This is a genomic window from Pseudidiomarina terrestris (assembly GCF_030466375.1).
In the GTDB taxonomy this organism is placed as follows: Bacteria; Pseudomonadota; Gammaproteobacteria; order Enterobacterales; family Alteromonadaceae; genus Pseudidiomarina; species Pseudidiomarina terrestris.
Genome location: NZ_JAGGJE010000001.1, coordinates 480657 through 503364, shown reverse-complemented (window position 1 = coordinate 503364; position 22708 = coordinate 480657). Strand labels below are relative to the sequence as shown.

Below are 22708 nucleotides of genomic sequence, written 5' to 3'. Positions count from 1 at the left end.
ATTTACATCCGAGTAAATGGGTGGATTTCTATCTTCCTAATAAGCGCAAGAGTATAGCCAGTGAAGGCCTCACCGACAACCTTTACGATAGTTTTACTTTGCAGATATTCATAACCTGTGTTAGCTTTTTGTTTTTGTCATGTACGAATGATAAATGTTTTTTTGGACCAATTTTACTATGGAATGGTGAGGCTTAATGTTCGTTGCTCTCTCAATTTGCTCAGCCTTAGCGCTTGTTATTGCTAGCTTTAGTGGTAACCCGATGGTCTGGTTGCTTACTATCGGAGCGATTGTATGTAGCGCGGTTATTGGTTTTGGTCACAAAAACTTTATAAATGCCTCACTCGTGAGCGGCCCATTTTTCATTTTGTCGGGCTTTGCTTCACTGCATGTTTCCCTGCTCGGCATGAGTGACGTCACGCTCTACGAGAACCTGCCGGTATTGGTCAGTGCCTTCTCCCTCATTTTAGTGGCGACACTTAGCGTTTGTATTAGCATGGTCGAGCGGGCATCACAGCAACATGAAACTATGCCTGCCAGCGAGTTTAAACGTTAATGACAGCCCAGCCGCAGGTGAAGCATCACGGTGCTTTCGCGGGTGTGACCGGATCCTGCCACGAACTTTTTCTGGGCCCCGCGGACTCGGTTCTCATCGATTGCGGCTTATTTCAGGGTGCTGAAACCTCCGGTACAGGCGCAACTTCAGCTTCCTCTGAAATCGACTTTTCGCTTGCCTCGGTACGTGGGTTAGTCATCACTCACACTCATATTGACCACGTCGGCCGCATCCCTTATTTGCTGATGGCTGGGTTTAACGGCCCCATCTTTTGTACCTCGGCAACGGCTCATCTATTACCCCTGGTTATCGAAGATGCCCTGAAAATCGGCTTAACCCGTGACCGCGACCTCATTGCCGGCGTGCTGTCGCGGCTGCGGCGCATGCTGATCCCTTTTGACTACGACGAGTGGCAGCCCCTTGCCTGTGATAACTCGGGTCGTGCTGTGCGCGTAAGGTTTCGCCAGGCCGGACATATCTTAGGTTCAGCCTATGTTGAGTTTGAATGGGGCGATGCTGGTGGGGCTTTGCGTGCTCCTGGGGGTGTTCGGGGTGTTGGGGCTGTTGGGGCGCACCAGCCGCTCAAGGTGGCGTCGCTGTATCCGCTTGCCGAGGGCTATCGAGTGGTATTTTCAGGTGATCTTGGCTGTCGCAATACGCCATTACTTCCGGATCCGCAACCGCTGGAGCGTGCCGACCTGCTATTTTTAGAAAGCACTTATGGCGACCGTTTGCACGAATCACGCCAGGACCGCTCGGTGCGCCTCAAAACCGTGATTGAGCGCTGCGTTAGTGATGGTGGGGCGGTGCTCATCCCGGCATTCAGCATTGGCCGCACGCAGGAGTTGCTCTATGAAATCGAAGATCTCATTGCCAGCAATGCCGGCTTCTGGCCGACCATCACCGTCATTCTCGACTCGCCAATGGCGGCAGAGTTTACTGCACTTTACCAGCAGCTCGCTCATTTGTGGGACCAAGAGGCACTGCAGCGACGCGCCGCAGGCCGCAATCCACTTGATTTTTCACGCCTGCACACGGTCGCAAGCCACGCCGATCACGAACACATCGTCAATTTTTTGCGCACCTCGGGCGAACCCTGCATCGTCATTGCCGCCAGCGGAATGTGTGCCGGCGGCCGCATGGTCAATTATCTGAAAGCACTCTTACCAGACCCGCGCACCGACGTCCTTTTCGTCGGTTATCAAGCCAGCGGCACCCCGGGACGTGCCATTCAGGAATACGGCCCCGACGGCGGTTACGTTGAACTTGATGGCGAGCGCATCACCATCCGCGCCGGCATACACACCCTCGGCGGCTACTCCGCCCACGCCGACCAGGCCGAACTCATCGACTTCGTTCTCGCCGCCTCACCCCCCGTCGGCGAAGTTCGCCTTATCCACGGCGACAGCAGCGCCCGCCGCGCCCTCGCCACCAAACTCCAAGAAAGGGCAGCCCTTACATTTCATAGCCCAACTTAGAAGGAAGGGCTGCCCTTACATTTCATAGCCCCACTTACAAGGAAGGGCTGCCCTCCCTTATCATTTATCAGTTTTTATTGTTGGTAATTGGTAACCCAGTTTGGTACTCATTCTTTCCCGGAAGGCATCACTTCCATAAGCAGACTGCTTTATTTGCGCACGCCTGATCTCACCTCTAAGAGCATCAAAAACGGCGCTCGTGACATCGGTCTGGTTGACCAGGTTTCGATAGACTTTCTGGCACTCTTGTAAATTCCGGCCCATTCGAAGGAAAGAGAAGTGCGGAACGATGAATGAAGACTGCAGTCCCTCAGCATTGTGACGATAAGATCCCCAGTGCCATTGCCTTGGATGTGCGACCAGCCCAGCCTTTACCGGATTGAGTTCAATATAGCGGTAGATAGTTAGCGCGTAGTCGTCATCATCTACTAAGGCTGAAAAATAGCGCTTTTCGTAAAGGGTCCCAGTGCGCTTATACTTGTTGTTGTAAAACCTAGTGTAAGCGCCACTTATGCACATCATCATCCGGCCTGTGGTTTTGCGTTCTGCCGGCGTCACCAGTAGGTGAATGTGATTCGGCATAAACATCCAGGCGTGCACAGCAATACCATATTTATCGGAGTACTTAATCAGCAATCCCGCAAACCGCTGGTAGTCTTCGGTCTCACGAAAAATGAGCTGGCGATTGTTCCCACGCTGAGTGATATGCAGTGCGACCCCAGGTACATCATTCCTTCTATCGTTAGGCATAACAACCTCCTTGTTGTTTGGAGGTTAATTATAGCAGCAAGGGCAGCCCTCGCTGCTTGAGCAGAAACCAAAAAGGAAGGGCAGCCCTCCCTTTTCAAAAGCTCTTTAAAACGGAAGGGCTGCCCTTTCTGGAGTTTAAAGCGAGTCGTTCGGAGCGATGATTTGAAGGCGCTCGTGGGCGCCATCGATATCCACGACTACGCGTTGCAACTGCCACTCCCCTGTATCTCTAATCGCATAAGCAAAAACTGTACCTTCCCCCTTGGGCCCAGAGATACTGTACTGTAGCTCCGCGTTGCCGCCAGGCCCACTGATGTTTACGTTACCGAGTACTAGAAAGCCGGGTTCAATTGGCTCACCAAGCAGAACTTGAACCGCCGCATGCTTAGAAACAGCGGCGAGCGACAAGTCATAGGCTTCGCCTTTCACCAGCGACATCACGAAATAGACGAACAAAACAAAAACCGCCATGAGGGCCGCAGCGATCCCCAATCCAATAATCAGCCACTTAATATCTCTTTTCACGGGCCACCTTTTACTCATAGCTAAATATTACTTGACTCATCTATGAGTCCTCTATGACTCATACCTGAGTCATTCCTGGGTCGCACCTGAATCACCTTTAAATTCATGCGTGACTCATCCATGAGTCATTCGCGACTCAGTCATGACTTAAATGTAACTCCTGCATGCGCCCGCTTAACTCATCACTAACTCATTCCTGACTCACCTATGCCTCACCCATGACTCATCTATGCCTCACACTTAAATCACTACAGTGTGAACACATTCTGACAGTATATCCCGATCAGGAACGCAGTAGCACTTATATAAAAAAGGGCTGCCCTTGCTCCTGATGACATCCTTAAATCGTTAGGGCTGCCCTTCCTTTTCCAGGCGCGGCAAAATGAAAGGGCTGCCCTTTCTTGGTTTTGCGGTGCATCCAACACGGCGCATCAAACGTACTATACTCTGAAGCATAACTACAATAAGGAGCACATATGAGTACGCCAGAACAACTGGGGCGGCAGCTGCAGCAGATAGCCCTGGGCAACCGGGAGGCATTCCAACAGCTGTATCTCGCCACATCCGACAAACTGTTTTCCGTCAGCCTGCACATCCTGCGCCGCGAAGACTGGGCAGAAGAAGCCCTGCAGGACGCCTTCATCAAAGTCTGGCACAGCGCCAGCGACTACTCAGTCCAGCGCGGCAGCGTCATGAACTGGCTAATCAGCATGGTGCGCTATCGCTCCATCGATATGCTCCGCAGTAAGGGTAACCAAACCCTCGGCAGCGACGCATTACCTGATCTCCCCAGCAGCGAAGATGACCACCTGGACATAAAGTTGAGCAATAGTGAAAACGCCGAACAACTCGAACGCTGCCTCGACGAACTGCAGCCCAGCACACGGCAAAGCATTCAGCTCGCCTTTATCTACGGCCTCAGCCATCACGAAGTTAGTGCTTACTTAAGCGAGGCACTAGGAACAGTTAAAAGCTGGATCCGCCGCGGTCTGGACAGCCTGAAGGGGTGCTTACAACGATGAACTATCAATCGACCGAACGCCAACACCAACTCGCCGCCCGTTATGTACTGGGCAGCATGCGCGGCCAGGCACGCGCTAAATTCCAGCGCCTGCTCATGGAGTATCCAAAACTCAGAGACGAAGTCACCTTCTGGGAGCAACATCTGAATGAGCTCGCGGCCCAACTGCCGGACAAGTCCGCTCCGAAAAGCGCCTGGGAGGCCATCGAACGCCGCCTTGGCTGGCGCAGACAGCAAGTCACATCAAACAGAGGGTGGCGCTGGTTGACCGCAACACTGGCGGCAATTCTGGTCGTGGTCACGTTAAGTCAGACCTTGCTCGCCCCCATGCCAGGCGTGCCCCAGGCTGAGCGTATCGCTGTTATCCAAAATAGCGATGCCCGCACCTTGTGGCTGCTCGAACAACGTGAACAAGTGCTCGACGTCGCCGCCGTAGGCGCTATCGACCCGCTCGCCAACGAGGATTACGAGCTCTGGATGCTTCCTGAAGGAGGGGCAGCCCCGATTAGTTTAGGCCTGTTACCGCAACAAGGAACACGAACGCTGAACGTACCGGCAAATGTCGATCTGCAAAACATCGCAGCCCTGGCCGTCAGTCGTGAACCACTCGGCGGTTCACCGCTCGCAGTGCCCAGTGGCCCTGTGCTTTTCACAACTGACTTTGTTGTAGTTTCAAAGACTTAAAATAATACTGACTGTTTTTTCATCTTTTTTTGCATCTAAGACATCCTCGCAATCGTAGTTAGTTAAGCAAGACAACCTAACAACAACGATTGCGAGGAACTACTATGAACAACATAAACAGAAACACTAGCCGCGGCGCGACCGCGAAAAAAAGCTGCGTGGCACTGGCTGTCACCACTCTCTTACTCGGCGGTGCAGCGCAAGCATCGAGTCACCGCGAAGCGCCGAACATCACCCGCTTCCCCACTGTCGATTCGACCGATTTTTATCTTTTCAATAGCTACGAGACCGGTCGCGAAGGCTACATCACTGCGATTGCCAACTACGTGCCATTGCAAGATGCCTATGGTGGTCCGAACTATTTCGCAATGGATCCGGCCGCAGTCTATGCCATCCATATCGATGCTGACGGCGATGCCGTCGAAGACTACACCTTCGAATTTCGCTTCCAGCAAGAGCAACCGAACGGCGGCGTAAAACTGACCGTCGGCCCTGAGGGCTACACCCGCGAAGTCAGCGTGCCACTCAAGCACATCGGCGGCGTCAGCGCCGGCGATAACAGCGCACTGAACTTCCGTGAAACCTATCAGGTTGAACTGGTCAGCGGTCCGCAAGATTCAGGTAGTCGCAGTGCCGTCAACGGTGCCAGCGGTGAAATGGAGTTCGTCAAACCTTACGCCTATGTCGGCGACAAGACCTTTGGCAACCCCAGTGCCTATCAGGACTACGCGGATCAGTACGTGTACGACATCAATATTCCGAACTGTTCCAGCCCAGGCCGCGTGTTTGTCGGTCAACGTAAAGACCCCTTCACCGTAAACCTTGGCGAAACCTTTGACCTGGTCAACTACGTACCAGTCGAAGGCGATAGCGCGCCGGGCGCAGGCGACGGCGGCGGCTTCCCAGGTGGTATCACCCAGGACACCGCTAACGATGATCTGGCCGATAAAAACGTCAACACCATCGCCTTAGAACTGCCCACCGATTGTGTCACTGCATCAGGTAACGGTGTCATTGGTGCCTGGACCACAGCGAGCTTGCCACAAGCGCGTATTCTTAACCCAGAAGCCGACTTAGCCAAGCCTGAAGTCAACGGTGGTGCGTTAGTGCAGGTTTCACGTTTAGGTTCGCCGCTGGTGAACGAATTGGTGATTGGCCTTGATGCCAAGGATACCTTCAGCGGGGCCGCGCCAAGCGCAGACGGTCAGTTTGCTGACTTTGTCACTCATCCTACCTTGCCAGTGATTCTGGATCTGCTGTTCCGTGATGCCGTGAACGCGACATTAAACACCAACTTTGAAACCATCGCGCCGACCAACTATCCGCGTGAAGACCTGGTTGCAGCTTTCTTAACCGGCTTTCCAGGGGTCAACCAGCAGGCCACAGTAACGCCTTCTGAAATGTTACGCCTGAACACCGCCATCCCGGCGACACCGGCGATGTTGCAGTCTCCGTACGGCGTTGCCGGCGATGATTTAGCAGGCTTCCCGAATGGTCGTCGCCCGGGTGATGATGTGGTTGATATCGCCCTGCGTGTGGTCATGGGTGCCCTGTGTCACGACATCCCCGTGAACGGTACGCCAACGAATCTGGGCTACTGCGCACCGGAAGATGCCAACGTCGGCTTTGCACCCTTTACCGATGGCGCGCCGATTGACGCTAGCTTTGTCGACAGCAGCTTCCCGTATCTGATCACGCCAATTTCTGGTTCAGCAGAATAAGGAGAGATCGTCATGAATTTACGTACAACTTTGACCACCTTGCTGGTCGTAACCGCTGCACTGGCTCTTGCCGGCTGCAACAACGAAGTCAAACGCGCGGAGACGCCGCCACCTCCTCCTACGGGCGGGGGTGACGACAGCACCTCATTTCGCATCTTAGTACGCGATGCTTACGCGCAAGAATCGACCGCGGCACCGATCACGGTGAACGACAAGGATATCGACTTTGATGTCCTCGATACCGCGGAGTTTGATGACCTTATCGCTTCGGGGACGATCAATGGACGCGACTAACCCGCAGCGCACTGACGGCACCCGCCGCAGTGGGGCGCTGCGCTCGCTGGCACTGGCTTTGCTGGTGCTGGGGAGTTTAGCATCCGCTGCGGCGAGTGCCGCGCCAACGGTTTCCAGGGATAGCTTTACCACGGACGGTGAAGCTAATTTGCTGGCCGAGGCTGATGCCCTGCAGTACGGACATCGTTTCGCCGATGCCCTGGAACTGCTGGCGATACTTCTCGAGCGTGACCCTGCACATGTACAAGCACGACTGATGCAGGCGCGTATTCATTTAGCACAAGGCAGTTTAATGGCTGCCCAACAAAGCTGCCAGGAGCTCCTGGGGCAGACGGATATGACCATCACCGCGACCTGCTTACTAGAAGTTGCCGGCCGTCTTAAGCCCGAGCGTTTGCCGGACACCTATCAGCAACTGCAGCGCCTTTATCTGCAACAACCGGCGACTGTCGCAGTACGGCACTGGCAACAGCAGATCCTTGCCGAACAAGCCTTCGAACTGGGCCAGTACCAAGCCGCGATTGACTGGTTCGGGACGCGCAATTTTGCCGCGCAACCGGTGGTAAATCAGAAACTCATTATCGACGCCTGGCTCTTATTACAACAACCCCGGCAGGTTTTGTCGCATTACTCAGCCTGCCCGCGGGTGGGACAGTTGCCCGAAGATAGCGTGATTGTGCGCCTGGCGCATGCTGAGCGCCTGGCGGCTGCGGAGGCTGCTGTTGTTGCGGACTCGGCTGCTGGCTCGGCTGCCGCGGACCAAGAGCAGCAAGTGCGTCGCTGCTGGCGTCAGCTGGCCTCGGAGCGCATGCAAGTCCGCATTGCCCGTGATGATGCGCTGCACACCTCCGATATTGCCTATTACTTTCTTTATGTCGACGTCAACGCCACGCAAGCGTTGCACTACGCCGAACTTAACTTTGCAGTCGCGGAAGAGCCCGCTGACCAGCGTCTACTCGATGCTGCCCGGACGCTCACCGAAACTCGCGCACAAAACTAAGGAACTGTTATGCGTCACTCTACCTTTATCGATTCAGTTTTGCTGGTATTGAAGTCACTGCGCAATAAGGCTCTCGTTGTGATACCTCTGGTTGCCATGCCACTTGCTGCGCAGGCCCATGATTTCAGTACCAGCTTCTTAAACTTAGAGCCCGCTGCCAACGCCTCAAAGCTACAGTGGCAATGGCGCTTTACCGAACACGACCTGGAGGTCCTGCTCGGCACCTCGGAGCCCACCGCAGCGTTGCCAGCTTTACCGCAATGGCTGACCCTTGGCAGCTCTTGCAAACTCGAGCCTGTTGCAGAGTTTGAGCAAGGCGTATTCGCCGGCGAGCGCACCATCACCTTCCGCGGCACCGCCCCCTGCGCCTACAGCCCGGACCTGCAAGTCACCGCGCACCTCATCCACCACCGCCTCCCCGACCACAAAATCCTCCGCTAACCCCAAGCAAGGGCAGCCCTTACATTTTAGGAGTGTCTACGGAAGCAAGGGCAGCCCTTGCTTCCGAAGGCACCTCGAGACAGGAAGGGCTGCCCTCCCTTGAGGTTTGTTATAGTGCTGGAACTTTTCCCCGGTAGATGTATCTTAATTACAACTAAACCAAAACAACCAGGTGGAAGCTATGAAATGTCCAGTATGTGCTGACGAGAACTTAATGATGACCGAGCGACAAGGTGTCGAGATTGACTATTGTCCGAAATGTCGGGGCGTTTGGCTCGATCGCGGCGAGCTCGACAAAATCATCGAGCGTACCCAACCTGAAGCACCGCAAGCGCGGCCAGCTCCTGAACCCCGCGAACCACGGCATGTACAACAGCCTCATTATCAAAATCCAAACGACAGCTATGGCTATAAAAAGCGCAAAAAGAAAAGCCTTCTGGGTGAGCTCTTCGACTTTTAACTTTGCCCTGATTCTGCGGAAAGGAGTCATTTTTGAAGCGATCCGGCGCCAGACCAGGCGCCGGCGGCGCACAACCATGCAAGGCGACCGGCGTGAGCCCGCACTTTGACCTAGGAGGCAAACGTTTATAACCTCGTCGCCCGCTATAAAAAATCTAGCCTGCGAGCAACTGATGCCCCACCATACCAACAACGAAACCGATAACCGCACCCAACGGCGGCGTCCAGTGTCGACGCATCGTCGATTCGGGTGCGATGTCCTGAAAGATAAGGTACAAAATGCCCCCGGACGCAGCCGCCATAATAACCGCGGTGGTCTGTAAAAAATCACCCAGCCAATAATAGCCGGCGAGCGCCGCTATAGGCCCGACGAAGGACACCAGGAAAAAGCCAACAAGACGGCGCCTGGCGGATACCTTAGAATCCTCCAGTTCACGGAACGCATTAAATCCCTCCGGAAAATTCTGCAAGCCAATAAATAGCGCCAGCAACATCCCAAAGCTCGGATTCACAGCAAACATTGCCCCAAGACTTAATGCTTCAGGGACGAAGTCGAGCAACATCGCCAGCAACTGAGAAGCGCGACTCATCTTCTTCGCCAACCACTCGTCGATGATACAAAACGTCACGCCTCCACCGATAAACGCCGCGGCCACTGACCAAACAGAAAGATATTTATTCGCCTCGGGCAAAAGCGCATACATGACCGCAGCCAGCAAGATACCGCCACCAGCAGCTACCACGCCATGCACAAAACGCTGCTTAAATAACGTCCCGGCGCGGCCCTCCCATTTCGCCAGCACCGCGCCAACAAAAGCCGCAAGCCCAGCGAGCCACGTGACGAACAACATTTTTAATACCATCCAAACCTCCAGTATTAGAAGAAAGGGCAGCCCTAGCTTTTCAAAGCGCCGTTAAATCATAAGGGCAGCCCTTCCTCCCAGTGGCACCTTCAAATGGTAAGGGCTGCCCTTTCTGTTGGCGGTCTCGCCGAAATGCCGTACGATAAGCAAAAGACTTACATCATAATAGGTTAATGTCGCATGAAATGCTTCCGAGGGGTGCGCACGGCCATGAAGACTGCAGCGGTAGTTTTCGGTATCTGCTGTGCCGTGCTGGTTGCGACCTTGCCGGCGCAAGCTGTTTTAGCCGCAACGGTTAAAATGAGTAAGTCTAAAATCTGCCACGACTGGCGCAGCCCCTACTACGAGCGCATAAAAAGATTCACTAGCTACCCATCACTTGACGCTTGTCTTGCTGATGGCGGCCGCTTGCCCAAGACTAACCGCGGCAATAAACCAGACGAAGCGAACCGTGGATACTCCCGTAGCGCATACATCCATTGGACTGACGCCGACCGGGACTGTTTGAACACGCGGCATGAGCTATTAACCGAGCTATCAACCATTAAAGTGAGCACTACTCCAGATGGTTGCCGTGTGCTGCGTGGCCGTTGGAATGACCCGTATTCGGGAGAAATTATCTTCGATTCGAAAGACATCGATATCGACCACCTCGTGCCTCTGGCCTGGGCCTGGCACCATGGCGCTGCCAATTGGCCTGCCCAACGACGCAAAGAGTTCGCCAATGACCCTGTCAACCTGTTCGCAGTAAAACTCGAACTTAACCGCAGCAAAGGCGCTCACAGCCCGCTGGAATGGCTGCCGCCCAACCAGAAGTTCCATTGCCAGTACGTAACCCGCTATTTACGGGTGATGCTGATCTACGACTTCACCAGCAATTCACGCGACGAGATCCGCCAACTGCGCGATAAGATTTGCGACTAGCCCCTCGTGCTCGCCTCCTTTAGCTCGCCCAAAGCAGCAAAGTTATCCACAGAGGGCAGCCCTTCCTCCTGATAGCACCCTGATCCACAAAGGGCTGCCCTTTCTTATATCTTTGCGGGCATAGTTGAATTCGTGCGCACAGCCGCTAACTTTATAAGGAAGCCCGAAAAAAAGGAGTGAGCATGGCCAAGCAAGCGAAAATTTATCGTATGGTGATGGACAAGCACATCTGTCCGTTTGGCATGAAATCAAAAGATTTACTCGAGCGCGAAGGTTATGAGGTGGAGGATCATCACCTGACCACGCGCGAAGAAACCGAAGCGTTTATGAACAAGCATGACGTCGATACCACACCGCAAACCTTTATCGACGGCGAGCGTATTGGCGGCTACGAAGAACTCCGCGACTATTTCGGCAAAACCAAACCTGAAGACAAGTTTGCCGCCGCATATCGGCCGGTCATTGCCATCTTTGGTCTGGCTCTATTGATGGCACTCGCGGTGAACTGGAGCATGGGCACTGCGCTTTGGTCCATCCCAACCGCCGAGCGCTTTGTGGCCTTTAGCATGGCCTTGCTGGCGCTGCAAAAGTTGCAGGACGTTGAAGCTTTTACAAATCAGTTTCTCGGTTACGACCTGCTCTCCCAGCGCTGGGTGCGCTACGCCTACATCTATCCGTTTGCGGAGGCTTACGCCGGTATCGGCATGCTGGCCGGCATCTGGGGCTGGCTGGTCGGCCCGGTGGCTATCGTTATCGGTGTTGCCGGCAGTATTTCGGTCATCAAAGCCGTCTACATTGATAAACGCGAACTCAAATGTGCCTGCGTCGGCGGTAACAGTGATGTTCCACTCGGCTTTATCTCACTAACCGAGAACGTCATGATGTTCATCGCCGGCCTGTGGATGATCATCCATGCCTCGGTTTAGTTCGCTCTAACCCAACTTACCCACAAAGGGCAGCCCTTTCTGCTGGCATCAAAACAAGTTATCCACAGAGGGCTGCCCTTTCTTGGCGGGGGGCAACCGAAGCTACAACCCAAACGGATAAGTATCCGGCATACGACTGGCATCGCCCTGCAGGTCGAGCGCATGCAAAGCCTGGGTCTCAGCAAAAAAGATAAAGTGATCGTACCGTTCAGGGATCAGTGTCGGCACATAGTTGCCGTAACGCTCATGCTTGGGGTGATAGACCACACCCACAGCACGATGCGGAATCGCCCGCTGCAAGTCGGCAACATCAGGCAAATCTGCTGAGGCAATATAGAACTGATCTCCCGCCTCATAGCACAAGTCTTCCCAGCTGCCGCTACGCGCTTCCGGCAGCTTCATCTCCTGCGCGCGTGAGCCCCAGGAACTGCCTGCCATGACACTGCCGCGATAGCCACCAAACCCTACCAGCGCCACCTCATCACGGCCGTACTCATTACGCCCCAGCTCGCCGAGATTAAACAATCCGGCAGATTTCATATCGGTAAAGGAGGCATCGCCAATATGAGTGTTGTGCGCCCAGACAATGCCCTTAGCGTCGGCACCATGAAACTCCATCAGCCGGTTCAGGGTGTCCATCATGTGGCGATCCCGCAGATTCCAGGTCGAGTCACCCGAGTCGCCAGACCCACCCGACGCCATCACCCGGTAATAGCGCTCGGCATTATTGCTCACCAGCGCATTTTGCTCGGTGCTAAAGGCATGTTCACGGTCGGAGTTGTAAGTCGGTACTTTGCGCCGGATCTCCTGCAGCATCCTGGTCACCTCGGCGCTACAGCCCTCCGGCACCAGCCGGGTCGACAGCGCATAGCTTTGTCCGTCCTGATCGCGGTAAGGCTCAAAGCAACGCACGGCCTCCTGCGCTGTTGCTAATGCCGCAGGGTCTTCGCGCGCCAGATAGTCCATGATGGCGTCCAGCGACTCCCACAGACTGTACACATCCAGCCCATAAAAACCTTTGCGCTGGTCCTGCGCCTGCTGCTGATTAAACTCGCGCAACCACTGTGCCCATTCGTGCACCTCCCAGTTGGCCCACATCCAGGAAGGCCAGCGAGAAAACTCTTTCAGCGCATCGCTGGTTTCGGCAATGGCATCATCGTAGCCTTTGACATGCCGGTTCAGCTCATAGCAGGCCGGCCAGTCGCCCTCAACGGCAACAAAATCAAAGTCATACTCCTCAAGCAGAACTTTTGAAATCGAAGCACGCCATTTATAGTATTCATGGGTGCCGTGGGATGCCTCGCCGAGCATCACCAGTCTCTTGTCTTTGACGGACTCCAGCAATGGCCGCAGATGCGCAATGCTGGCAAAGTCGCGTTTATGTGTCGCTAAACTATCAATCACACTGTCGCTCATAGCATACCCTCCTTCAGCTCGAGGACGAACTCGAGGACGAACTCGAAGACTAACTCGAGGATTCCGCCTGCCCGGTCATCGGCACAAAACGCACCGGCATCAGCAACTGCTCGGTAAACTCATCCTCGCTGACCCGCTCAATCAGCTGCAATTGCTGCTGCAAACGCCCGACAGGCGCCAGCAGTTTGCCGCCGATTTTCAGCTGTTGTTTTAGAGTTTCGGGGATCTTGGGCGGCGCGGCGGTCAGCTCAATCGCATCAAACGGCGCCTCCTCCGGCCAGCCGTCATAGCCGTCGCCAAAGCGCGCGCTGATGTTATCGCTATCGATTTTGGCGAGATTCTTCTGCGCCAGATCGGCCAGCCATTTAATGATTTCAATGGAATACACTTCATCGGCAAGCTGACCAAGAACCGCGGCGTTGTAGCCACAGCCGGTACCAATCTCCAGCACCCTATCATCTTCGCTCAGCCCCAGCTCCTGCGCCATGTAGGCAACAATGTAGGGCTGACTGATGGTCTGCTCTTTACCAATAGGCAGGGGGCTATCGGCATAGGTGTGATGCTGCAAATCCTCCGGCACGAACAAGGATCGGTCGACGGCCCGCATGGCGTCTAAAACCCGCTCATCGTGAATATCCCTGCCCTTCAAATGACGCTCAATCATCCGCTCTTTGCTATCCATAACCTGTACTCCTTCGTTGCTTACCAACAACTATAGTAAGGGATAGCGGCGAGGGCCAAATGCGCGCGGCACTCCCAGTGCCAGCTACGGGCTACCCCGCGCTCACACCGATCTCCATCGCGATACGCTGATCATCCTCCCCAACGTCGACTGCCTCAGGCGCCAGCAGGCGCACGCGCTCTGCAGCAACACCGGCCGCGTCTTGCGGACTCACCAAAGCCTGATACACCGCCTGCGCGCGGGCGTTGCCAATGACTTTCAGCTCGGCCTCTGTGACATTTTGGGCATCGATGATCTGCTCCGCCAGATAGTTCCGATACGCCAACGCGTCGAACTGAGTTTCGCCGCCGGGCGTTTCTGGCTCCGCGGTAAAGTAATCGATGAGCTCAGCCAGCGGCGTGTCCGGATAGTACGACTGGAACATCGCCTCGACCAGATCCTGGTTCGCCTCTGCGGTCAAGCTCGGCTCTGCCGCAGCACGCTCAGCCTCAGCCAGCCTGCGCTGCAGCTCTTCAACAGCTTTTTCTTTTTGCAACAGCGGCGCATCGAAGTCACGACTGTAGGGACCGGCCAGCTCCAGTACCAACTGCGGTCGCTGATTGAGCGCCTCACGCAACTTATTCACGCGTTGCTGCTGCGGCGGCAGCAGATCCATACGTCCGGCGGCAAACTCGACCCGGCCAAGATCATCACTCTCAAAGCCAACCAGACTGGCAAGGAAACTAAAGGGCGCAGTCACCACCGAGGTGATAGCATTGCCGATCGCCTGGCGGATGATTTTGCTGAAATCAAACTGCGGATTGCCCACATCGCCCGTCACAGGCAAGGTGAGGTCAATTACGCCGTTGCTGTCCTGCAACAGCGCAATGGCCAGATTCAACGGCAGATCCATGGCATCGCTCGAAGCCATCTTCTCGCCCAGTTTGAGATCATGCAGCACCAGATTGTTCTCACCTTCAAGCTGGCTGTCGTCGATGCTGTAGTCCAGATCGAGGTCCATGGTGCCACCAGCGATCTTACGCCCGGCAAAATTGACCGTATAAGGGGAATATTCAGGCACCTGAAGATTACGAAAACGCAGCTGCAAATTGGTCTCACGCATAGGATCCCATGCATTGACCGCGCCATCGACAGTCACCAGACCGTACTCGGCAACCTCGCCTTCAAGGTTTACCCGCGCCGGCTCCGCTGAAGTCGAACTCAAGGTCGTGAGCTCGCCGTTGAGCGCATGAATACGGGTTGAAAACGGCAATGGCAGCGAGTTATCGGCAAATTGCAGGCCACCGTCGTTGAGCTTGATGCCCTCGATAATAATAGCAAAGGGCGCCGCGCTCTCACCATCAGCCGACGCATCGGCCGTAGCATCGGACGACGCATCGGCCGCAGCATCAGAGCTATCACTTGCCTGCGCGTCGCCGTTCACCAGCTGCCCAAAATTGGTCGTTTGGTCAGCGTAAATCACGACTTTACCGGATAGCCCGTCCACGGTAATGGATTCGGTTTTCAGCTGCTGATCTTTGAGGCTTACCGAGAACTGCGGGGTTTGCACACTTTGCCAGCCAATCAGCGCTTCGCCGTTGGCGCCATTTTTGATATCCAGATCATCAATGCCAGCCGAGCCCTGCAAGGCAAAAGGTTGCTGCGCATCGGTCTGCAGTTGACCATCAACGGTCAGGGTGCCGCTTTCCAGCTGCACATTCATCACCTGTCGCAGATACGGCTCAGCCTGCTTCAGTGCCAGGTCACGAATACTCGCGCTGGAGTCAAATGCCAAAGTAGGCAGCAGTTGCAGGGTGCCGTCCAGCGCCAGTTGACCACCCGCCTGGAGCTGACCGTTAAAGCTCACCGGGAAACTCTGCCCTTCCTCCAGACTAAAATCGCTCAGCGACAGGCCGATTTGCTCCAGGGTGAGCGCAGCTTGTGCCGAGGAACTCGCATCTGCCGTAGCCTCACGCAGATGATCGGTAAAACGCACGCTGCCGTTGTTGATCTGCAGCGAGCTGATTTGCAGGGCCGGCAGCGCCGCTGGCTCTTCGGTTGCCGGGGCTTGCTTAGAGGCTGAGGTAGACGAGACTTGCGCAGCCAGACGCGACCAGCGGGTCTCGCCGGAAACAAAACGCTCTTCCTGAATCATGGGGCCGTCGAGCTGGATAGTTGTAAAGGTCCAGGCCCGATGAGTTATGCTCGACCAGGACATATCAACGAACAGTTGGTCCCAGCCCAGCAGCTGCTCGCTGTCGGTATCATGCAGCGCAACACCGCTCAGACGCACCGTCAGGGTGTAGGGATTGGCTTGCACAGAGGCAATGCTAAGTTCGCGGTCGTAGTCTTCGGTTACGGTTTTTTCAGCAAAGTACTGAATCATCCACGGCGCGCCAAAAAAGCCCAGCAAGGTGTAAAGCACGACCAGCAGTACCAGCCAGAACCTTATCCGCCGGGGCGAGGCCCATTTTGTCCGCAGATAACAACCAAAACGGTGCAGTGAACCGCCCTCCATACGTCAGTCTCCTTTAAAATGAGTCTAACGCATAGTGTAGATGGAATTAGCGGCAGCGCCACTCAACTATCGCGCGGCAGCTCGCGGACGATGTACTGCAGCAATGCAGCAAAGAGGATGCCGCTACAGAGGTAACTGATGAATTCAGGTGAGGTCTCAAGCAGCGCGGCGGCAGCATCACCAAACACGTTGGTCTGAATGAAATAGCTTAGGCCGTAGACCATGCCAGCGAGGGCGATGCCGACGTAGAGAGTTTTTTCTGCGGGACTGGCTGGAGTGCGCTGTGGGACAAGCTTCGGAATATTCATATAAACACCTGGTTTCATTGTCCATCGCTGGCGGTCAACGAGCATTCAGCAAACGATACAAAATGCCCAGTAAGTAGTTAATACAACCAAAGTGCGCTTGAATGCCTTAAGGGGCAATAAGCCAAAACGCATAGTGGGATGTTTACAGATTCGCTGGTAATTAAAATCACTTCCAGAAGCTTCAATAATCAAGGTACTTAAGTACGCATTCGGCTCGTTGGAAATTTCCTGAAAACGCGGGTAGTCATTGAGTGGAACAAAAAGCGGTGAGCGTTGGTTGGCCTCTAAATTAAAGTAGGCCATGTAATTCTGCTCTTCGAACATATACTCGAATGAACCATGCCGATCACCGGTGAGCTCTCCGCCCAAATAGGACCATGAAGCTGGTGCCCTGCTGCACTCCTTAAACACACGTACCAAAGGAACTGCATGCGACTTCTCGGTCTGATTCATGGTCGCGGGGCTCGGAATCAAGCCAATCCACAGCAGGCTCGCTCCACCCTACCTGAATCGCAATCCACTTCCCGCGCAGACGTATGTATGCATACCCTTTTCAAATTCGGCGAAAATAACGCATCAAATTTGATGCATTATTTTTTAGATGCATCAAATCTGAGGCAAGAAGGTGAGTTGCACCATATTTGATGCACATACCGCTGTGCTAGGTAATTGCGTTTACATTATGTTGCACTGTTGCTAAATTACCGTTTCCTCAATAAGGACTTTAGGAAAATTAATGCATACGCCAAAGGAAGTACGACAAGCTATCATCGCTATATGGCTGACCATTTTTATTTCAGCTGTTATCGAGTTAGCGAACTACTGGACCGGCAATATCTCAGTCAATGATTTCGTTACTTTGGCTCTATTTTTCTGCATTCTCGGCCTATTCCCGTACAAAATTGCGAAAGGGAGTAACCGCGCACGATGGGTTTACTGCACACTCGCCGTTCTTTCGGTCACCTTAAGTTTAGGAGGCGTTTTTGAAAGCACGACGACGATCGATTGGATTGGAACAGTTGTTATTATCCCGCTTGATATTTTCACGGTCATAAAACTATTCCAGGCGGACGCTTCAAACTGGTTTGAAAGCCGCAGCAAGGCTCAGCCTAGTCACAGCGTGTAGTTAGAATACGAGAACAGGACATGGAAAACTTCGACGAATACAAACGCCTTACCGAACTAAAGAACTGGCGGGCTATCAGTGCGTTGAACCGCGTTGTTCACGACACCTTCGGTACACGTAAAGAGTTGAGTGCGCTCCCGGGCCACCTTGAACCCAATGAGGTGGTCTTTGCGTTCACGTCCGGCTTGATGCACCAAACAGTGACCTCAAACGTAACAGATTTTGGAGCCAATACCTGGCTCGCGGTGCTGACGAATGAACGATTTCTATTTCTTGATGCGGCATTACTTTCAAGAGCAATCGATTCGCAAAGTGTCCGCCATGATCGTGTTTCAGCAGTTTCTTCATCGCAAGGGTGGATGTTTGGGAAGATCATCATTGACCTCGGAGCACGCCTAATCACCATCGATAACTGCACGAAAGATAGCGTAAAGGCGATGGCTGATCTTGCCAATAAATGGCTGCGTCATCAGGAACAAAATGTATCGGCACCAAGTGTGCCGGACAAACCCAGTGACCCTATCGAACTGCTGGAACGCCTGGGGAACCTGAAAAAACTAGGTGTGCTCTCCGATGAGGAGTTCCAACGGGCAAAAGAAAAAATTCTGACGAAATTATAGATTAGATGCAGTCCGCCTCACGAAAATCATTTCTTCAACAGCGTCCCACGCACCAAATATTGCAGCACCGCAATCGCCAGAATCACCCCGGCAATTAAGTTCAGTATATAACGCACGAACTCGAACATGGGTTGCATAGTGTCGGCAGTTATCACACCAGCGGAATCTCTCGCGGGCGTCAGTAAAAGCTCAAAGATAAATCCTACGCCCCATAACGCCAGAGCCAGTAAGATCCCAGCAACCAAAGCTTGCGCGGGTGGCTTTTTAATTGTTCGATTGATGAAGTTTGTGCTTTTCCTTTTCATGTTTCCTCAACAACAAAGCGGCCTCCGCTGAAACAGATACCACCTGATTCTCAGATTTGTTTAACCATGCCATTCAAACTGCTACGCAGCAACTCCTCCAACCGCCAACTAACCCACTCACCCCCAATTTGAAGTTACAGCCGCCCCTTGATCTGTAGCGAGTCGCCCAAAGGTAATACGCAGTACGCAAATTCACCGAACGAGAGAAACGAGGTTCTAGATGCGAGTAGCAGTGGTAGGAGCCAATGGGAAAATAGGTCAACAGCTGGTCGAGCTGCTAAAAGATGATGCTGAGCATGACCCTGTGGCGCTGGTGCGCAAAGAAGAGCAGCAACAGCAGTGGCAGGAGCAAGGTGTGGAAGCGCGTCTGGCTGATTTAGAGGAGTCGGTGGCGCAGCTGGCCGATGCTTTAGCAGGCGTTGACGCCGTGGCGTTTACGGCAGGTTCAGGTGGTGGCAGCGGCGACGATAAGACCTTACTGGTCGATCTTGACGGTGCAGTGAAAACCATGGAAGCCGCGCAAGCCAATGGCATCAAGCGCTTTGTGATGGTCAGCGCTTGGCAGGCCAACAACCGCGAGAACTGGGCAGACGAGCTTAAGCCCTACTACGCCGCCAAGCATTACGCCGATCGCGAGCTGATGCGCAGTGACTTAGAGTGGACCATCGTCCGACCGGGCGCGCTCACCGATGACAAAGGCAGCGGACGCGTCGATATTGGCGAGCATCTGCCCGCCGGCAAGATCCCGCGCGAAGACGTGGCGCACGTATTGCTGGGCTGTCTGACGACCGACGGTATGGTGGGCAAAGCGTTTGATGTGATGTCTGCTGACTAACTAGGTGTTAAGTCGATGGCCCGCAGTGATGCTGCGGGCTACGATATTCTGTTTGTTCAAACCATTCCTAAAAATTGGTCGGCAGACTGGAATCCTTCACGTTTCTGACAAACTTTAAACAGCCGGAAAAGCTTTTTAGCTGTAGCGTTACCATTGCGGCTGACCATTCGGCGCAATCCTGACTCTTCCACTTCGAGCTCTTTAGCTACATCGCTAAAGGCCTGAGTTCCATTTAAGTAGTCGCGCAGCAAAGCATTACCTACGGCAATATCGTCTTCGAGATAGGATTCTAACGCTTCTAGCAGTAACGCCTTGCGGTACTCTGGATCCTTGCAAAGCTCCATAACTGTTTCTTTGAATTCACGTGTTAAAGCCATACATTTACCTCTCAATTCAACTTTCGCCGACTTTACGCGCTTTGTAATCAGCCAAATAATCTTTGGCAGCACCGATAACCTTTTGCTGCTCAGCTTTATCACTACCAGCAAACAAAATGATAAGTTCGTCGCCTTCGGTAATGTAATAAATCCGATATCCAGGACCAAAATTGATCCGACGCTCACATAAGCCGCGACCATTAGCGATCGACTTATGATCACCGAAATTACCCGCTTCCATCTGCGTTACGGCTTTCGTAATCTTTGCCCTTGCCCGATTATCTTTTAAGGAAATTAACCAGTCTTTAAATGGGCTTCTGCCGGCCTCGTCCGTGTATTCTTGAGCTTTACGCTCAACAGCTGGTGCAGCTCTCATGCTAAGTCCTTTTAGGCGTAACGGAAATATAATACCATTTATGTTATTATTCAACTTCCTCACGAAAATAAACTTCAAAGTGAAAAACGCTAACCGCAAAAAAGCGAGACTCTCCGAAGGCAGGTATCGCTTTCTAAAGCATACACATGTCGGTGGCAGATGGTTTTACCCGCAGTGATGCTGCGGGCACTCAAAGAGCTTAGCGTCAGCGAAGCTCCGAGCGTTGACGCGGCAGCAGAGCTACTTCATACCCCATCAAGCGGAAGTATTTTTGCAGGCTGTCGAGTCGGGGATTACCGGCATTGTTTTCAATATCACTGACCACCTGCCGGCTAAGACCAAGTAATTTGCATACTTCTTGCTGGCTCATTTGCAGACCCTCAGTGCGAATCAGCTTGCCAACTTCACCCATGGTGATTTCACCCTGCAGCATACGCTGTGTCAGCTCAGCTTTTAATGCAAAACGATCGATTTCAGGTTTGCTCATACCAGCCCCCAGCGCTTAAGTTTATCTTTCGTTTCCACCAATCGATTTGCCCCCCGCGTTATATCCATCGGGTTAACTTCATAATTTGCGGAAAAGCTGCGCGAGTGTTTTTCGCCGAAATAACGTACGGCATAGTCCCGTATGACTTCAGATTTCACAGGGCCAGTCGCCCCTTTTTCGGGCGAGTCGATGTGAAGCCTGTAAGCATCGTGCCAAACGTTATCATTGAATATCTGAAGTATAACCTTCATTGTCATTACTCATCCGAACCAAATGTCTACTAAACTAGACCGAAAACCACGTATCGCCAACTATTTGACTATTATATTAGACAGTAAGTGCAGTTTTATCGGATAATTGTCTTTTATAGTAGACATTTCGATTGAGTTCGGTGGGCTGCCTGACCACCGCCGGCATGGTGGGCAAAGCGTTTGATGTGATGTCTGCTGATTAACTTTTAGCTTAGTCCGGAGCAGGAGGTCCTACTGCTCCGGACGGAGAGCTATTTAGACTCACCTTCAAGCCTTTTTTCTTCACCTGCCGGCCATCCAATACGATTGTTCCAACTCAGTTCGGGGATGACTTCGCGAGCCTCGCTCTCGGAGGTCAACCGCACGCCGTTAGGGGTCCACTCAACAAAATAGATCTGATTTGCATCGCCGGTGAAGCGAATCTTTTCTTCCATCGTTTGAACGATGTTCGTTATTAGTACGCCACCCGGGTTAAAAAATGCCCAACCTGCTGGCGCATAATTTTCTGCGCGATATATTAGTTTCCCGGGCTCAGCGACCTCACGAAACACGGTACCATTACCAATGACTGTCATCGGCTTCTCGTTCGAAGCTGCTATATAGTTTATTGCACCAGCTCTGAATATCCAGGGGCGATAATGGTAGATAACTACCTTATTTGTCTCAGCTTTTGTTTCAAACGTACCTATTTCTGGAGCTGACGAACAACCTGTTAAACCAACTAAAAAAACTGTTATGAGAAGTAATTTGTTCACTTTTAACGTCCTTATTCCGGTAAAGGCCAGTAATTAGAATTATTAAGCAATTGTCGCTTCTAGTTCGACATCCAAACATGTCTGGGAACTAGGTGAGGATACAGAGATCCTGTTGGCTTACCCGCAAACCCCGGATTTTGCCAGATCAAGTTCGGCAATAATTTTTTTCGCCACTTCTGGCTCGCCGACTTCTAGGTTGGCGCCGCCAACAAAAACGCCAAACTTAATGTACTGGCGAATAAAGTAGTTCTTGCCGCTTTCGGTTTCTAGCACAAGATCATTTGGCGAAAATTCTGACTCGGTGGATAACGTATGCTCGCGATCTCCTTCAACTTCTAGGTAAAAAAACGTCTTCGGACCTGTCTCACCAACACATTTATCATTCACCCACACCGACTTCTTCAGAGTACCGCCAAAATTTGTATCACGGTAAATATATAACCCTGCGTTGTTGCCCGTCGGCGCATCGAAAGCTTTCGCTGCGGCTGAGTTCTCCGCACTCTCTAAAGGTACGGACGCACACCCAGAAAGAGTAAGAGCCACAATCCCCAACGCACTAAGAAACTTAACGTTCATGAACTATCCTTATTTTTAATTGTTATATTTAGGTTTTTTGTGTGATGATTTTATTAGATTTTATCGATTGAAACCAGAAGTTTGTGAGAAGGCAAACGACTAGATCCTCCCCACAAAAGAAGATTGCTTTAAGTTTCAGTAAGTAAGCAAGCACTCACCGTGCAGCCCTTGTTAAGTAACGGTTGCGACCTCCCAAAAAATCAACAGAGCCGAGGTCTGACCGGTTTGTTTTTGATTGTACTCTGCCCAACTCGGTGGAAGAATGAGCATGCAAGTCACCTCAAGTAGAGGGCGCTTGGTTGTACAACGTTGAGTTGATAAAAGGCAAAATCATCGAAAGGTGATGACGCAAAGTTACCTGTCTAAAGGCTGCTATGCAAAAGCCCATGATCGAGGAACCACCACACAATGTTTAAGCGAGATATCTACGTTTTTATAGCTGTGGCTTTTCGGAA

General features: G+C 52.9%; 29 protein-coding genes and 1 riboswitch. Of the genes, 14 read left to right on the top strand and 15 right to left on the bottom strand.

Annotation, left to right across the window (positions count from 1 at the left end; genetic code table 11):
• The first annotated feature begins 196 nt into the window (after positions 1–196).
• Both J6J28_RS02410 and J6J28_RS02405 read left to right on the top strand, forming a co-directional pair.
• A complete protein-coding gene (locus J6J28_RS02410; RefSeq protein ID WP_301719726.1) occupies positions 197–556 on the top strand; it encodes a hypothetical protein in 360 nt (119 codons plus the stop codon).
• On the top strand, positions 556–2034 hold the full coding sequence (locus tag J6J28_RS02405; protein ID WP_301719725.1) for an MBL fold metallo-hydrolase RNA specificity domain-containing protein: 1479 nt from the start codon (positions 556–558) through the stop codon (positions 2032–2034). The genes J6J28_RS02410 and J6J28_RS02405 overlap by 1 nt, the downstream gene beginning before the upstream one ends.
• A gap of 60 nt (positions 2035–2094) precedes the next feature.
• On the opposite strand, the gene J6J28_RS02400 is transcribed toward J6J28_RS02405, so the two are convergent.
• Together J6J28_RS02400 and J6J28_RS02395 are read right to left on the bottom strand one after the other, a co-directional pair.
• Positions 2095–2784 (bottom strand): transposase, encoded by a 690-nt coding sequence (locus J6J28_RS02400; protein ID WP_301719724.1) that lies wholly within the window; start codon positions 2782–2784, stop codon positions 2095–2097.
• 135 nt (positions 2785–2919) lie between these two features.
• Complete coding sequence (locus J6J28_RS02395) at positions 2920–3309, bottom strand: cytochrome c oxidase assembly factor Coa1 family protein (RefSeq protein WP_301719723.1); 390 nt, start codon at positions 3307–3309, stop codon at positions 2920–2922.
• 476 nt (positions 3310–3785) lie between these two features.
• Between J6J28_RS02395 and J6J28_RS02390 the strand changes: the two genes are divergently transcribed.
• From J6J28_RS02390 to J6J28_RS02360, 7 genes are all read left to right on the top strand, one after another.
• Positions 3786–4331, top strand: coding sequence for a sigma-70 family RNA polymerase sigma factor (locus J6J28_RS02390; RefSeq protein WP_301719722.1), 546 nt, complete (start codon positions 3786–3788; stop codon positions 4329–4331).
• Complete coding sequence (locus J6J28_RS02385) at positions 4328–5014, top strand: anti-sigma factor (protein WP_301719721.1); 687 nt, start codon at positions 4328–4330, stop codon at positions 5012–5014. The genes J6J28_RS02390 and J6J28_RS02385 overlap by 4 nt, the downstream gene beginning before the upstream one ends.
• A 104-nt stretch (positions 5015–5118) precedes the next feature.
• Positions 5119–6735 (top strand): DUF4331 domain-containing protein, encoded by a 1617-nt coding sequence (locus J6J28_RS02380; RefSeq protein ID WP_301719720.1) that lies wholly within the window; start codon positions 5119–5121, stop codon positions 6733–6735.
• Positions 6736–6747: 12 nt separating this feature from the next.
• On the top strand, positions 6748–7029 hold the full coding sequence (locus tag J6J28_RS02375; protein ID WP_301719719.1) for a hypothetical protein: 282 nt from the start codon (positions 6748–6750) through the stop codon (positions 7027–7029).
• A complete protein-coding gene (locus J6J28_RS02370) occupies positions 7016–8029 on the top strand; it encodes a tetratricopeptide repeat protein (RefSeq protein ID WP_301719718.1) in 1014 nt (337 codons plus the stop codon). Before J6J28_RS02375 ends, J6J28_RS02370 begins: the two co-directional genes overlap by 14 nt.
• Before the next feature lie 9 nt (positions 8030–8038).
• Complete coding sequence (locus tag J6J28_RS02365) at positions 8039–8470, top strand: hypothetical protein (RefSeq protein ID WP_301719717.1); 432 nt, start codon at positions 8039–8041, stop codon at positions 8468–8470.
• Positions 8471–8651: 181 nt separating this feature from the next.
• Positions 8652–8930, top strand: coding sequence for a TFIIB-type zinc ribbon-containing protein (locus tag J6J28_RS02360; RefSeq protein WP_301719716.1), 279 nt, complete (start codon positions 8652–8654; stop codon positions 8928–8930).
• 154 nt (positions 8931–9084) lie between these two features.
• On the opposite strand, the gene J6J28_RS02355 is transcribed toward J6J28_RS02360, so the two are convergent.
• The gene (locus tag J6J28_RS02355) at positions 9085–9792 is read right to left on the bottom strand and encodes a ZIP family metal transporter (RefSeq protein ID WP_301719715.1); all 708 of its coding nucleotides are present in this window, start codon (positions 9790–9792) and stop codon (positions 9085–9087) included.
• Positions 9793–9972: 180 nt separating this feature from the next.
• Here J6J28_RS02355 and J6J28_RS02350 point away from each other — a divergent pair, with 180 nt between their 5' ends.
• A complete protein-coding gene (locus tag J6J28_RS02350) occupies positions 9973–10716 on the top strand; it encodes an HNH endonuclease family protein (protein WP_301719714.1) in 744 nt (247 codons plus the stop codon).
• 182 nt (positions 10717–10898) lie between these two features.
• Entirely contained in the window at positions 10899–11642 is a 744-nt protein-coding gene (locus tag J6J28_RS02345) for a glutaredoxin (protein WP_301719713.1), read from the top strand.
• Between the two features lie 102 nt (positions 11643–11744).
• Here the strand turns inward: J6J28_RS02345 and J6J28_RS02340 are convergent, their stop codons facing one another.
• The 5 genes from J6J28_RS02340 to J6J28_RS02320 all read right to left on the bottom strand — a co-directional run bounded on the left by J6J28_RS02340 (position 11745) and on the right by J6J28_RS02320 (position 16998).
• Positions 11745–13058, bottom strand: coding sequence for an erythromycin esterase family protein (locus J6J28_RS02340; RefSeq protein WP_301719712.1), 1314 nt, complete (start codon positions 13056–13058; stop codon positions 11745–11747).
• A gap of 49 nt (positions 13059–13107) precedes the next feature.
• Positions 13108–13740: a protein-L-isoaspartate(D-aspartate) O-methyltransferase gene (locus J6J28_RS02335; protein WP_301719711.1), complete on the bottom strand. Its 633-nt coding sequence runs from the start codon at positions 13738–13740 to the stop codon at positions 13108–13110.
• Between the two features lie 91 nt (positions 13741–13831).
• A complete protein-coding gene (locus J6J28_RS02330) occupies positions 13832–16237 on the bottom strand; it encodes a DUF748 domain-containing protein (protein WP_301719710.1) in 2406 nt (801 codons plus the stop codon).
• 62 nt (positions 16238–16299) lie between these two features.
• On the bottom strand, positions 16300–16545 hold the full coding sequence (locus J6J28_RS02325; RefSeq protein WP_301719709.1) for a hypothetical protein: 246 nt from the start codon (positions 16543–16545) through the stop codon (positions 16300–16302).
• Positions 16546–16590: 45 nt separating this feature from the next.
• The gene (locus J6J28_RS02320; protein WP_301719708.1) at positions 16591–16998 is read right to left on the bottom strand and encodes a hypothetical protein; all 408 of its coding nucleotides are present in this window, start codon (positions 16996–16998) and stop codon (positions 16591–16593) included.
• A 283-nt stretch (positions 16999–17281) separates the two neighbouring features.
• On the opposite strand from J6J28_RS02320, the gene J6J28_RS02315 reads away from it, so the two are divergent.
• Positions 17282–17671, top strand: coding sequence for a hypothetical protein (locus J6J28_RS02315; protein WP_301719707.1), 390 nt, complete (start codon positions 17282–17284; stop codon positions 17669–17671).
• Between the two features lie 20 nt (positions 17672–17691).
• Complete coding sequence (locus tag J6J28_RS02310; RefSeq protein ID WP_301719706.1) at positions 17692–18291, top strand: PH domain-containing protein; 600 nt, start codon at positions 17692–17694, stop codon at positions 18289–18291.
• Positions 18292–18317: 26 nt separating this feature from the next.
• Here J6J28_RS02310 and J6J28_RS02305 read toward each other — a convergent pair whose 3' ends face one another.
• Positions 18318–18596 carry a hypothetical protein gene (locus J6J28_RS02305; RefSeq protein WP_301719705.1) on the bottom strand — a complete coding sequence of 93 codons (279 nt, stop codon included), beginning with the start codon at positions 18594–18596 and terminating at the stop codon, positions 18318–18320.
• A 220-nt stretch (positions 18597–18816) separates the two neighbouring features.
• Here J6J28_RS02305 and J6J28_RS02300 point away from each other — a divergent pair, with 220 nt between their 5' ends.
• On the top strand, positions 18817–19431 hold the full coding sequence (locus J6J28_RS02300; RefSeq protein WP_301719704.1) for an SDR family oxidoreductase: 615 nt from the start codon (positions 18817–18819) through the stop codon (positions 19429–19431).
• Positions 19432–19487: 56 nt separating this feature from the next.
• On the opposite strand, the gene J6J28_RS02295 is transcribed toward J6J28_RS02300, so the two are convergent.
• From J6J28_RS02295 to J6J28_RS02270, 6 genes are all read right to left on the bottom strand, one after another.
• Positions 19488–19808: a hypothetical protein gene (locus tag J6J28_RS02295; RefSeq protein WP_301719703.1), complete on the bottom strand. Its 321-nt coding sequence runs from the start codon at positions 19806–19808 to the stop codon at positions 19488–19490.
• Between the two features lie 16 nt (positions 19809–19824).
• Positions 19825–20238 carry a type II toxin-antitoxin system RelE/ParE family toxin gene (locus J6J28_RS02290; RefSeq protein WP_301719702.1) on the bottom strand — a complete coding sequence of 138 codons (414 nt, stop codon included), beginning with the start codon at positions 20236–20238 and terminating at the stop codon, positions 19825–19827.
• A gap of 151 nt (positions 20239–20389) precedes the next feature.
• Positions 20390–20671, bottom strand: coding sequence for a helix-turn-helix domain-containing protein (locus tag J6J28_RS02285; RefSeq protein ID WP_301719701.1), 282 nt, complete (start codon positions 20669–20671; stop codon positions 20390–20392).
• Positions 20668–20928 carry a hypothetical protein gene (locus J6J28_RS02280; protein WP_301719700.1) on the bottom strand — a complete coding sequence of 87 codons (261 nt, stop codon included), beginning with the start codon at positions 20926–20928 and terminating at the stop codon, positions 20668–20670. Before J6J28_RS02280 ends, J6J28_RS02285 begins: the two co-directional genes overlap by 4 nt.
• A 245-nt stretch (positions 20929–21173) precedes the next feature.
• Entirely contained in the window at positions 21174–21677 is a 504-nt protein-coding gene (locus J6J28_RS02275) for a hypothetical protein (RefSeq protein ID WP_301719699.1), read from the bottom strand.
• Between the two features lie 117 nt (positions 21678–21794).
• The gene (locus J6J28_RS02270) at positions 21795–22253 is read right to left on the bottom strand and encodes a DUF2846 domain-containing protein (protein WP_301719698.1); all 459 of its coding nucleotides are present in this window, start codon (positions 22251–22253) and stop codon (positions 21795–21797) included.
• A gap of 313 nt (positions 22254–22566) precedes the next feature.
• A riboswitch (cyclic di-GMP riboswitch) is annotated at positions 22567–22659 on the top strand.
• Positions 22660–22708: the final 49 nt, after the last annotated feature.